Origin of the sequence: Gracilibacillus xinjiangensis, assembly GCF_042651765.1 — a bacterium.
Taxonomy (GTDB): domain Bacteria; phylum Bacillota; class Bacilli; order Bacillales; family Amphibacillaceae; genus Gracilibacillus; species Gracilibacillus xinjiangensis.
The window spans coordinates 1228193-1240922 of record NZ_JBHSDT010000008.1 but is presented as its reverse complement, the minus strand read 5'-3'; the positions used below and the strand labels follow the sequence as shown (position 1 = coordinate 1240922).

Annotated in this window: 13 protein-coding genes; 12 read left to right on the top strand and 1 reads right to left on the bottom strand. The window is 34.9% G+C overall.

Annotated features, from left to right (window positions below; genetic code table 11):
* Nucleotides 1-39: 39 nt before the first annotated feature.
* A complete protein-coding gene (locus ACFOY7_RS17615; protein ID WP_390253947.1) occupies nucleotides 40-291 on the top strand; it encodes a hypothetical protein in 252 nt (83 codons plus the stop codon).
* A gap of 401 nt (nucleotides 292-692) precedes the next feature.
* Here the strand turns inward: ACFOY7_RS17615 and ACFOY7_RS17610 are convergent, their stop codons facing one another.
* Nucleotides 693-818 (bottom strand): hypothetical protein, encoded by a 126-nt coding sequence (locus ACFOY7_RS17610; RefSeq protein ID WP_390253945.1) that lies wholly within the window; start codon nucleotides 816-818, stop codon nucleotides 693-695.
* 199 nt (nucleotides 819-1017) lie between these two features.
* Between ACFOY7_RS17610 and ACFOY7_RS17605 the strand changes: the two genes are divergently transcribed.
* The 11 genes from ACFOY7_RS17605 (at nucleotide 1018) to ACFOY7_RS17555 (ending at nucleotide 12649) form a co-directional block, all read left to right on the top strand.
* Nucleotides 1018-1218: a cold-shock protein gene (locus tag ACFOY7_RS17605; RefSeq protein ID WP_390253943.1), complete on the top strand. Its 201-nt coding sequence runs from the start codon at nucleotides 1018-1020 to the stop codon at nucleotides 1216-1218.
* 531 nt (nucleotides 1219-1749) lie between these two features.
* Nucleotides 1750-3006: a hypothetical protein gene (locus tag ACFOY7_RS17600; RefSeq protein ID WP_390253941.1), complete on the top strand. Its 1257-nt coding sequence runs from the start codon at nucleotides 1750-1752 to the stop codon at nucleotides 3004-3006.
* A 19-nt stretch (nucleotides 3007-3025) separates the two neighbouring features.
* On the top strand, nucleotides 3026-3187 hold the full coding sequence (locus tag ACFOY7_RS17595; RefSeq protein WP_390253939.1) for a hypothetical protein: 162 nt from the start codon (nucleotides 3026-3028) through the stop codon (nucleotides 3185-3187).
* Between the two features lie 105 nt (nucleotides 3188-3292).
* Nucleotides 3293-3568 carry a KGG domain-containing protein gene (locus ACFOY7_RS17590; RefSeq protein WP_390253937.1) on the top strand — a complete coding sequence of 92 codons (276 nt, stop codon included), beginning with the start codon at nucleotides 3293-3295 and terminating at the stop codon, nucleotides 3566-3568.
* A 409-nt stretch (nucleotides 3569-3977) separates the two neighbouring features.
* Entirely contained in the window at nucleotides 3978-5759 is a 1782-nt protein-coding gene (locus ACFOY7_RS17585) for a cache domain-containing sensor histidine kinase (RefSeq protein WP_390253935.1), read from the top strand.
* The gene (locus ACFOY7_RS17580; RefSeq protein WP_390253933.1) at nucleotides 5725-7266 is read left to right on the top strand and encodes a response regulator; all 1542 of its coding nucleotides are present in this window, start codon (nucleotides 5725-5727) and stop codon (nucleotides 7264-7266) included. The genes ACFOY7_RS17585 and ACFOY7_RS17580 overlap by 35 nt, the downstream gene beginning before the upstream one ends.
* 132 nt (nucleotides 7267-7398) lie before the next feature.
* On the top strand, nucleotides 7399-8730 hold the full coding sequence (locus tag ACFOY7_RS17575; RefSeq protein ID WP_390253932.1) for an ABC transporter substrate-binding protein: 1332 nt from the start codon (nucleotides 7399-7401) through the stop codon (nucleotides 8728-8730).
* A 70-nt stretch (nucleotides 8731-8800) separates the two neighbouring features.
* The gene (locus tag ACFOY7_RS17570; RefSeq protein WP_390253930.1) at nucleotides 8801-9700 is read left to right on the top strand and encodes a carbohydrate ABC transporter permease; all 900 of its coding nucleotides are present in this window, start codon (nucleotides 8801-8803) and stop codon (nucleotides 9698-9700) included.
* Between the two features lie 2 nt (nucleotides 9701-9702).
* Nucleotides 9703-10542 (top strand): carbohydrate ABC transporter permease, encoded by an 840-nt coding sequence (locus ACFOY7_RS17565; RefSeq protein ID WP_390253928.1) that lies wholly within the window; start codon nucleotides 9703-9705, stop codon nucleotides 10540-10542.
* A 17-nt stretch (nucleotides 10543-10559) separates the two neighbouring features.
* Nucleotides 10560-11192 carry a YesL family protein gene (locus ACFOY7_RS17560; protein WP_390253926.1) on the top strand — a complete coding sequence of 211 codons (633 nt, stop codon included), beginning with the start codon at nucleotides 10560-10562 and terminating at the stop codon, nucleotides 11190-11192.
* Nucleotides 11193-11401: 209 nt separating this feature from the next.
* Nucleotides 11402-12649: a C40 family peptidase gene (locus tag ACFOY7_RS17555; RefSeq protein WP_390253924.1), complete on the top strand. Its 1248-nt coding sequence runs from the start codon at nucleotides 11402-11404 to the stop codon at nucleotides 12647-12649.
* The last annotated feature ends 81 nt before the right edge of the window (nucleotides 12650-12730 follow it).

Below are 12730 nucleotides of genomic sequence, written 5' to 3'. Positions count from 1 at the left end.
TTTTTAACAACCTGATGTTTTTACATAGGATGCGAAATAATGATCAATCGAAGTAACCAACCTAGTGAATGGGCAGCAGGAGTGTGGAAAAAACAAGTGATGCAAGGTTATTTTGATGGAAATAAACCAAAAATGCCGTTGACCAGGGAACAAGTTGCAGAAGTGTTAGACCGTTTTGCTGAAAAAATTCGTGAGTATGAAAGCTCTTTAGGTATGTTCTCAAAATCTATAGAATCTAAATCAATTGAATCAAAGTCATTAGTATTAATAGATTTAGATTCGGATGCATAGGTCGAATATAAAATAGTTGTTGAGGGAGGAATCTAAAATGAAAATTTGGCAGCCATATTGCTTCAAAAAAATAACGGCAATGACACTCATAAAAATAATACTCTGAAGCATGAAGTTTCCTTTTGGAGATTTTATGCTTTGTTTTATTTAGGGTTTTATTGCATCATTCTGGTTTAATGATTTTATTTGAACTTCATACATATTTAGGTAAATCACTTTCCCATTAAGATCAATTTGTGGAGTGCAGCCTTTTAGTAAAGGCGAGTTTGGAAAATTGTACAGAGGCTACCGGGAGATATGCTTAACAAAAAACCAGAAAAATTTATTAAAGGATAATTAGCCCTATAATAAAATCTGAGTATCGATGTTCACCTTTCACCTCCAAATATAGGGTGAGCACACTAAAATGCTCGCCTTCCGAAAACAAGTTGGTAATTACTATTTAGTAAGGTGTTTAATTGGTTCTGTACCATGAGAAGTAAGTGCTTCTTCTCTTCTTCTGTCTTTCTTAGTACTTTAGTGTTCATTCGTTAATTTTCCCGTATCTTTCGGTTGAAATGCTTTATCCATTTGTCTAACCTCCAACTTAATAAGGGTAAGAACAAACTTATTATTTCTCTTAAAAACAGTATTATGCGGTTAATTCTAAAGCTTTTGGACAAAATAATGATGCAAGTTTACCTTGCAATTTTAACGGACTATGTTTACATGCTAGGAGGGAACAAAATGGAACAAGGTAAAGTAAAGTGGTTTAACAGTGACAAAGGTTTTGGATTCATCGAGCGTGAAGGTGGAGACGATGTATTCGTCCACTTTTCAGCTATAGAAGGTGAAGGTTTTAAGACATTGGATGAAGGTCAAGACGTTACCTTTGACATGGAAGAGGGTCAACGTGGGCCACAAGCAACTAATGTTCGTAAGGTTTAATCAAAAATTAATAAAAAAGATTGTTTACTGGGGATGGCTTTTAGCCGGCCCCACTTATATACAAAGTCCTAGGGGAATAAATTCATCGTGTCCCCTCAGTTAAATAATGGCGACTTCTGGTATAAAGGTTATTGATGCTAAGTCCACCAGCAATAGTTGGTGGTGATTATAGTGCTTTGCCTCGTAACATGAATGTTGAATTTGTAAGACCAGTTTTTTACAATTCCACAGTTAAAGTGAAAATACGAAAAGAAAGAAAAAATTGCTCTCATAGCAGCGTTTGCATTTTGAAAATCAGAAATAGGCAAATAGAATAATGATCCATTTCAATGATGATTCTTCCATATCCATCAATAATATGGTTCAAACACAGGCTTAAACAAAAAGCATTAGTTTTTTCAATTGAAAAACTAATGCTTTTTGTTTGCAGAGAATCTTGTTGAGACCAGCTCCTGCAATGTTATCAGTACTCATCTTTTTAGTTTGATTGATAAGGTTTAAGGATAATAACTAATAGAGAGGAGGGTTAATATGACTGCAGAAATAGCAATCATGAATAAACAAGGGATGGCATTGGCGGCAGATAGTGCCATTACGAGTGGACGCGATGATATTAAAAAAGTTTATAATTCTGCAAACAAGCTTTTTTCTTTATCTGGCGAACAAGCAGTAGGGATCATGGTGTATGGTGCGGCATCGTTTATGGAGATACCGTGGGAAGTTATTATTAAATCTTATCGCGAATTTTTGGGAACCCGAACTTTTTCTACTCTTAATCAATATATGGAAGACTTTTTAGATTTCCTCCGGCATGATGAGAGATTTAAAAATTCTCAAATTGAAGAGGTAATTATTTATCGAACCTTTTCCGGGATATTAAAACAGATTGTTCGAGAGATAGAAGATGATATTAATCAAAGCGAAGAAGAAGCAACCAACACTATAGTAGAAAATTTGATGAGTGTGTACATTGATCGTAATATAGAGGAGTTTGAAAAGAAGGATAAGATCATTCCAGCATTGAACTTTGAAGAGTTTAAAGAGAAATACCATGTGACCATTAATGAAATTGAAGAAGAAATAATTTCATTTAAGCTTACCGAAACATTAAAGGAGAAACTTATAATATTAGCATATGAAACTGCAAGAAGTCATTACTTTAGTACTGGTAGCAGTGGATTTGTAATTGCAGGTTTTGGTGAAAAAGATTTATTCCCCCATTTATTAAGTTTTCGTTTGGAAGGGTTTATTCTCGGTCAACTGAAATATACAAAAGAACTGGAAAAACAGATTAGTTATACCAATCAGCAAGAAGATGGCACTGCTGCGATTGTACCTTTTGCCCAGAGGGAGATGATTGATTCCTTTATGGGAGGAATTGAGCCGGATATGGAGGATGCCATCTTCAGCATTATACAAAAAGTGCTAACGGAGTATCCCAATCAGATTCAACAGCATATAAAAGATATCTCTTTTTCTAATGATCATGTTACAAACATAGAAAAACTGGGTAAAGATGTATATCAATCGATTAAAGAAGCAGTTTGGGAATATCAGCAGAGTAATTATATTAAACCTCTTCTTGGTATTGTCCGATCCTTACCAAAAGAGGACCTTGCAGATATGGCTGAAACATTAATTAATCTGACTTCTTTTAAAAGAAGGGTAAGCAGAGCTACTGAATCAGTAGGGCTTCCGGTTGATGTAGCCTTCATTACAAAAGGGGATGGCTTTGTTTGGAGGAAAAGAAAGAATTTTGTTAACCAGGAACTTAACGCCAGACTCTAAAATGGAAAGGGTGATACCAATGGTGCCAAAAGAAGCTAAAGGTAAAAAGAAATTTTTTAATATACCGAAAGAAGACGAGATACATTTTATTTTAGAAGAAAAAGAAAAAGCAGAAAAAGAGAAAGTAGCAAATAAAGTTTTGCAAGAATTGGCGAAAAAATACGAAGGTGAAAATAAATAAAAGATTATTACAATTCTATTAAAAAGAAAGAATGTATGTTTAGTATAAATCAATAGTGGAAGATATGTAATGTAAGAAAAAAATAATTCAAGGAGGTAGATTCAAATGGCTAAAAACAATAATAACAAGATGTCTCGTTCAGAAGCAGGACAAAAAGGCGGCAACAAAACCGCAAGAGAACATGATAAGGAGTTCTTTGAGGAAATCGGACAAAAAGGCGGCAACAAAACTGCAAGAGAACATGACCAGGAATTCTTTGAAGAAATTGGACAAAAAGGCGGAGAAGCTACTTCCCGTAATCATGATCAAGAATTCTATGAAGAAATCGGCCGTAAAGGCGGTAAACGAAGCAATGGCGGACAAGGAAGTAACAATTCCTAAAAGGAAATTAAATGTTCATACCTTAAGTATATCAATTTACCCTATAGAGCAGGCTCTTATAAAAAGCCCTCTATAGGGTATTTTTATTTGAGGAAGGGCCAAATAAAAATCGATGTTACTGAAAAAACAGGAGGAAACATATTATTTTTCCAAAACAGATAACGCATTAGAAGACATCTAAACCACCAGTCAAGAAAGAGGATCCACTCTGCCATAAAAATCCTATATAAGTCAATATAAAAATTGGAAGTAAATGTCGCTGGATGATACCAGCCATACAACGAAGTTCTCATTTGAAAATGATACAGGTTGGTATAACTGATTTGACGGTACTGTAAAATAATAAGTATAATAAAAATATACAAACTGGAAGCGTTAACACCTGTTTATAGAAATGAGGTGATTATTCTTGTTACATAAACTTAAGAACTATTATGCAAACTTAAGACTTAAGTATAAGATGGTGATTCTTACATTACTAGTTTTGCTCACATTCAGTATTGGTGGTTTATCTATCTTACAGTATGCTTTTACCTTCTATAATAAAGAGATCTATCGCCAATCTGCACAAGCATTACAAGTCTCTACAAATTCGATTGAAGCAGAATTAAAGAAATTAGAAAGACTGTCATATCAGATTGCTACAGATACATATGTTCAATCCTATTTAACCGAATTAGCCAACAGTGAATCCAGCTATAACCACTATATGATTGGAGCAGAACTTAGAAAAAGACTAATAGATATTGGAGCATTGAGTAAATATATAGAATCGATTCAAGTTTATGATAATGATAACCAAGAATATGCCAGTGGAATTGCATTAAAAAATTTGTCAAAAGCGAGGATAAATGAAATAAAAAGTGTTACTAAGCTGGAAGAAGGTGGTGTAACATGGCTGTCGCCAACTAAGGAAGATGCTGCAATCATTGTAGCAAGAGATATCCACGAATATTTAGATTTCTCGTTTGCAAAATTAGGGACAGTGGGTATACGTGTGGATATTGATGAAATAGTGAATGAAATCACCAGCAATTTAGAGGACCAGAACACTAGTTTTCTCATCTACGATGACTCAGAAAATCAAGTGTTTACAAATGAGAATCCAATTAACAATATTTCACCAGGCCAATTTCATATCAATAAACAAGGGTATCAAATTGTCGAAATTAATAAGGAACGTTATTTTTTAACCTATTCAGAAGCAAATGATTTAGGTTGGACATATATGATTTTAACACCGTATAGTAACTTATTTAAGGTTATTACGCAAACCCGAACTGCTGTATTCCTGACTTATTTCGCATTATTTTTAATCGTTATCTTTTTAGGTTCCAAATTTACTGGAACTATTGTTAATCCAATTGAAAGTTTAAACCGAAAGATGGAAAAGGTACAAACTGGAAATCTGGATTACTATGATTTAGAATCAGAAACGAATTTTACAAAAGACGAAGCAGGCCAGATGCATGAAAATTTTAAAAAAATGATGAATCAAATCAATTATTTAATAGCAGAAAATTATAAAAAGCAATTACTAATTAAAGATTCTGAATATAAAACACTGCAAGCACAAGTTAATCCACATTTTTTATACAACACACTAGAATCAATTAATTGGTCTGCGAAAATAGCCGGGGAAAAGAAAATATCGCAAATGGCTGAATCCCTTGGCTATGTGCTTCGATCATCAATCAACATGAAAAGCACGCTCATCCCTCTATCCGAAGAAGTATCTATTGTCGACCACTATATTACCATTCAGAAATACCGTTTTGAGGAAAGGCTGTATTTCAAGAAAAATATTCCAAATCATTTACTTCAATTAAAAATACCAAAATTTATATTACAGCCAATCGTGGAGAATGCGATCCGTTATGGGTTACAAGAAATGGTTGGTGTATGTGAAATTATTCTAGACATAAATGAGTATGAAGGGGATATAAAAATTATGATTAGTGATAATGGTCCAGGAATGGAGCGGGAATATTTAATCAATTTAATCAAGGGTGAGTATATACCAAAAGGAACAGGGATCGGATTAAAAAATATAAATGAGCGGATTAAAATATTATTTGGCAGCGATTACGGACTCCATATTGAAAGCGAAACAGGTAAGGGGACAAATGTAATAATCACAATACCGAAGGGAGCGAATGATAGTTATGTACAAAGTGTTGCTGGTAGATGATGAACGAATGATTCTTGACGGTATATCTGTCATTATAGATTGGGAAAGTCACCAGACAAGATTGGTTGGTAAAGCAATGAATGGGTTGGAAGCATTGGCTTTTATTGAAAGAAATCAACCAGATATCGTTATTACAGATATAACCATGCCTGGGCTTGATGGAATAGGGTTAGTTGCAAAAGCTAGTGAAAAATACCCGTCAATTAAATGGGTGTTTTTATCCGGGTACAACGAATTTGAATATGCGAGGCAAGCGATGAGGTTTGGTGTTAGACACTATTTACTTAAACCTTGCAATGAAGATCAGATATCTGAGGCTTTAACAGAAATTATTCAAGAAAAAAGAGAAGAAGAGGAAGCAATGGAATACTTAGAATCCATTCAGCAAGATGCTTCGAAACTGCATGACTATGAATATGAAGATATTGTGAAGCGCTATATTGGTGATGGCCCTTTTTCAGAAGATATCCAGCAGAGGTTCATAAATATGGTAAATTCAAAGTTTAACGGAAGTGACTTTCAATTTTTAATATTCCATTGTGAGTCGAATTTAGATTATCCAATCATAGAGCAGCAATTGAGCGAACTTGAAGTTGTTTGTAAGGGTATGACCTACATTGGCACAATTATTGACAGCAATATAGTAATTATGCTGGAAAAAGATGAGCGTTTATTACAATCAATAAATACTTATCTGAGAAGAGTTACAGATAGCTGGTCAATAGTTCTATCTCGTCCCTATCAAGTAAAAGATGCAGTGAAATCCAAATCTATATTGAATGATTTAATTTTACAATTGTTCTATCATCCAAAAGGAGCGGTAGTTTCTGCTAATGAAATTACTGACTACCAAACAGGTACGGAAAGAATTACACCATTAGATGTGGATCAAGTAATTGTTCATTTAAAGAAACAGTCATCGATAGAACAACCAGTACAAATTGTTAAAAAGTTCGGTAATGAACTGAAGCAATATAATATTAGCCCAAAGATCGCAAAAGGATATTTTATTCAATTTTATTTATTATTGATGAGCAGACTTAATTCAGTTATGCAAGAAGATCGGATTGAGATAATTTCAAAATTGGAAGGTGTTACCCATTTAGCTACTCTTTACGAGTTTTTTGACCAGTTATTCAGTTCTTTGAGGCTGGTTGATTCAACACCAAGAAAATATTCAAAAGTCGTACAAGATTTACTCGAATGGATTGATAGAGAAATTCATAATCCGGAATTATCACTACAGTGGTTAGCGAATAACTGCCTTTATATGAATGCAGACTATCTTGGGAAAATATTCAAAAAGGAAGTTGGCCAGCGTTTCTCATCCTATGTTACAAATGCCAGAATCAACAAGGCCGTAGAAATCATCGGATTAGAAGAAGATATAAAAGTGTTCGAATTAGCTGAAAGGTTAGGGTTTGGCAGTAATCCGCAATATTTCAGCCAATTGTTTAAAAGAATCAAAGGGTTTACACCATCAGAGGTTATGAAGAGTACCGACTAAGGTGATGCTTACTAAACCTCTTTTTTTTATACATTCAACTCTGATTTTTCTATAATTGTACGGAATCAAAAAATGATATGATATAACTGTAATCGCTTACAAAAAGCGTATATAAAAAGGGGAGGGAAAGAAATGAAAAAATCTTTGTATTTGCTTTTAGGTTTAATGATGGTATTAGTCTTAACTGCGTGTGGCGGTGACGGCGGAACCGAGGAAACAAGTACAGATACTGGAACAGAAGAAACAGGAAATGATTCAGGGTCTGGTTCTGAGGAAGCAACTGGCGAAGATGTCACACTGCGAATCGCATGGTGGGGTGAGCAAACAAGACATGACTATACATTAGAAGTAATTAAAATGTATGAGGAACAGAATCCTCATGTAACCATTGAACCGGAATATGCAAGCTGGGAAGACTATTGGCGGAAGCTGGCTCCACAAGCTGCAGCTAATGAATTACCAGATATTGTTGCAATGGACTTATCTTATCTTTCTCAATATGCACAAAATGGTCAGTTAACTGACTTAACACCATTTCTTGAAAGTGAAATTGATGTAAGCAATATATCAGATGATAACGTTAATGCAGGTCAAATTAATGATGCATTATATGGTTTTAACTTAGGGGTTAATGCTGTTGGATTCCAATACAATCCACAGCAATTAGCTGAAATTGGCTATGATGAAATTCCAGAAGATTGGACATGGGAAGATTTTCAGGAAATGTCTCAAGCAGCTGCTGATGCAGGAGTTTATTTCGATAATGGTTTCCAGGCAGATGTGTTTTTCAATTATTATTTACGTACACAAGGACAACGTTTATATGCGGAAGATGGCAGTGGGTTAGGCTATGAAGATGATCAACTATTTATAGACTTTTTCTCGATGACTACAGAAGAAGTAGAAAAAGGGGCAACACCTACACCTGATTTCTTAGCGCAATTAGCTGGTCCCGAAGATGATCCAATTATTAAAGGCGAAGGTGTTGGTATATTCCAATGGTCTAATCAATTCGTTGGATTAGAACAATTATCTGGGTTAGACTTTGAAATTGCTCCAATGCCTGGTCCGAATACGGCAGATGGTCTATTCCTAAAACCTAGTATGTTTTTCTCTGTCGCAGAGAATTCTGAAGCGAAGGCAGAAGCTGCAAAGTTTATAAGCTTCTTTGTTAACGATATCGAGGCAAATAAATTAATTTTAGGTGACCGTGGTGTACCAATTTCGTCAGAGGTTTTAGAAGCATTAAAATCAGAAGTATCAGACTCCCAAGCACAAGTATTTGAATACATTGAATGGGTGGAAAATAATAGTACTCCAATGGGGTCACCAGATCCATCTGGCGCAGGGGAAATTATTGAACTATTAACAAATCTGTCTGAGCAAATGTCCTATGGAGAAATTACTCCAGAAGATGCAGCAACACATTTCAGAACACAAGCGGAAAGTATCCTGGGTAACTAATATTTATCATGATAGCTGATCTAATTAGAGATCAGCTATCATTTTAAACAAACAGAGAAGGGAGCTGATTATGTTGCAAACACATATGAAGCAAAATTTGTGGGGTTATCTATTCATTGGGCCATTTATTATTGGTTTCCTGGCGTTTACAATTATTCCAATCATATCGTCTCTATATTTTTCATTTACTTCTTATGACCTTTTTTCTCCACCAAGATGGATTGGAATAGATAACTATACGAAAATGTTTACAGATGATCCGCGGTATTTGCATTCATTAAAAATAACGTTCATCTATGTTTTCGCTGGCGTTCCTTTACGGTTAGCATTTGCTTTAATTGTTGCCATGTTATTAAACACAGCTTCTCGAGCAGTCGGTTTATACCGTACGATGTATTATCTGCCTTCATTGATTGGGGGGAGTGTAGCCGTTGCGATCATGTGGCGTCAAATCTTCGGTGATGAGGGGATTGTTAATCTTGCTCTCGGCTTTATTGGTATTGATGCTGTAAGGTGGTTCGGAGATCCGACAGCAGCATTATGGATGTTAATTTTCTTATCAGTATGGCAATTCGGTTCATCGATGTTAATTTTTTTAGCAGGTTTAAAATCTATTCCACAGAGTTACTATGAAGCGGCAAGTGTGGATGGGGCAAGCTTTTTTCAAAAGTTTTTTACTATTACGCTACCAATGTTAAGTCCAGTTATTTTGTTTAATGCTATTATGCAAACAATTGCAGCATTTATGACATTCGTGCCTGCTTTTATTATTTCTAAGGGGACAGGTGGTCCGCTGGATGGAACATTACTTTACTCGCTTTATCTATTTAAGCAAGGTTTTGAGTTCTTCCATATGGGTTATGCATCTGCAATGGCATGGGTAATGTTAATCATTATTGCAATTCTTACTTCCATTATCTTCTTCTCGTCAAGATTTTGGGTGCATTATGAATCAGAAGGGGGCAGATAACAATGAAACCTAATCATATAAAAAAGCTTATTTACCATGTATTGGTAGGTGGATTTGCCATTCTGTTACTTTATCCAGTTATTTGGTTAATCATGAGTTCATTTAAACTTAGTTCAGATATTTTTGTTACAGCAGGTTCTTTAATCCCTAATCCCTTTGTGTTAGAAAATTATGCAAAAGGATGGGAAGGTTTTGGAGATTATGGTATCGGAACATTTATAAAAAACACAGCAGTCTTTGTAGTATTTGTATTAGTAGGTCATTTAATTTCCTGTTCCTTAATCGCTTTTGGATTCGCTCGTCTTAAATTTGCCGGTCGAAATTTCTGGTTTGCGATCATGATTATGACTCTAATGCTTCCATATGAAGTAGTAATGATACCGCAATATATCATCTTCGCGGAATTAGGGTGGCTTAATTCATTGAAACCATTAGTTGTACCAGCGTATTTTGGCCATCCATTCTTTATTTTCTTACTTGTTCAATTTATTCGAACAATACCGAGAGAATTGGATGAGGCAGCAACAATTGATGGGTGTAATACATTCCAGATTTATTACCGAATAATATTGCCTTTAGTTGTACCAGCACTTGCAACAACTGCCATATTCACATTTTATTGGACATGGGATAACCTACTTGGTCCAGTATTATATTTGAACAGCCCGGAAAAATATACTGTTTCAATGGCACTGAATATGTTCTTAAGTAATGAGACTGTTTCAAATTGGGGTGCAATGTTTGCCATGTCAACGGTTTCGTTGATCCCGGTATTTGTTATTTTCTTTATATTCCAACGTTATGTTGTCGAAGGAATTAGCACTAGTGGACTAAAAGGATAAAAAAGAGGTGGATATACATGCAAGCAGCGAATAAAGCCCTGGAATGGATAACAAAAGTAGCATATTTAAATATCTTATGGATATTATTTACCGTGTTAGGTGCAGTAGTTCTGGGGTTATTTCCCGCTACTGCAGCCACTTTTACAATAACGAAAAAATGGATAACAGGGTACAGTGATATACCCATCTTTCAAACATTTTGGCGTGCATACCGCGATTCTTTTAAAACTGCGAACATTCTTGGTCTCATTATAAGTACAGTAAGCTATATCTTATATTTAGACTTCGTATTTATCACCGTATCCCCAAATGAGTATGCTCTGTTATTAACCATTCCCTTTCTGTTTATCAGTATCTTATTTTTATTAACCATATTATATATCTTTCCTGTTTATGTTTATTACGAAATGCGCGTTGGACAAATTTTAAAGAGTGCCTTTTTCATTATGGCTCTTAACCCATTACCAACTGTTACTATGTTATTAGGTTTGATGGGAATAAGTTTTATTCTATGGAACTTTCAACCGTTGCTATTTTTCTTTAGTATGAGTCTAGCATCCATTGCTTTAATGATGCCGGCGAAAAAAGCTTTCGAGAAAATTCAACAAAAAAAGAAGTATTACAAAAGCAAGAAATTGGTAGAAGATTAGTACAAAGAATATTTTTTTTAAACATATAATAGCAATTTGAAATATAAATGTAATATTTCGATAATAAATTTGACATATTTCTATGTTACACTGTTGCTAGTGAATAAATAGAGAGCTAATAGAGAATTAATAGAAATCCTTTACATCTATATTCGCTACTATATCTAATAGATTGAAGGTAGGGGAAACGAGTGCGAGATTGGAAAATAATGGCAAAGCAAACGGCGATTACTGCAACAGTTGTAACAAGTTTATTTTTTGTACATAATAGTAATGTTCAAGCGGAAACACAGGCAGAAATTCAAGCACAACGTTCTGAAATACAAACTGATATTGAAGCAAAACAATCTGAAATTAACAGCTTAAAAGAAGAATTAATTTCTTTAACTGAAAAACTGAATAGATTAGAAGAAGCAATTAAAGATAACGAGAAAGTTATGAAAGAAACAGAAGGAAATATTGCAAGAGTAGAATCAGAAGCAGAAGAATTGGAAAGCGTTATAGCAGACCTCCAAAAAGATATTGATCGCAGAAATGAAATATTAAAAGAACGTATTTCATCAATGCAGCAAAGTGGTGGAACCAATAGTTATCTGGAAGTTATCTTCGGGGCAACGAATTTTATGGATTTTATCGATCGTTTTTCATTAGTAACGAAAATTACATCTGCTGATCAGGAATTATTAGATGCACAAGAAGAAGATAAACAAACATTAGAAGACAAAAAAGCTTCACTTGAAGAAAAATTATCAGAGTTAGAAGAGATGGCAATCGAGTATGAGCAAATTCAACAGCAGATTGTGAAACAAAAAGAAGAAAATGAAGCTGTAAAAGAACAATTAGAACAAAAACAAGAAGCTAATAAAGATATTCTAGAAGATTTACGTATTGAAGACGAAGTCCTTGCAAAGAAAGAAAAGGCAATAGAAGAAGCGAAACGTCAGCAGGAATTGTTACAGAGCCAGACATCTAACAGCCCGGCTCCTGCAGCTGCCGTTCAGAATCAGACTTCGACTGCTCCAAGCAGTGGATCTAATCAGAGTGTAAGCACACCGGCTGTCGCTAGTGGAAATCTGCAAACGATTATTAATGCTGGAAACAAATATATTGGAAATTCTGTATATGTTTTTGGTGGCGGTAGAAATGCTTATGATATTGCAAATGGTCGCTTTGACTGTTCTGGATTTGTTAGCTGGGCATACAGCCAGGGTGGTATCAGCTTACCAGCTAGTACATCGGCAATGTCAGGTGTAGGTGTTAAGGTATCGACAAGTGAAATGAAGCCGGGAGACCTTGTATTCTTTAATACATATAAAACAAATGGGCATGTTGGTATCTACCTTGGAAATAATAAATTCATTGGTTCACAAAATTCTTCAGGGGTTGCTGTTGCAGATATGAGTAGTGGTTATTGGGCAAGTACTTTCTCTGGGCATGTACGCCGTGTAGTGCAATAAAACAGAAAACAGTCAAGAACTTTAGATAGTTGTTCTTGACTGTTTTTTTGTTGTTCCAATTAGAAGGCAGCAAAAGGAACT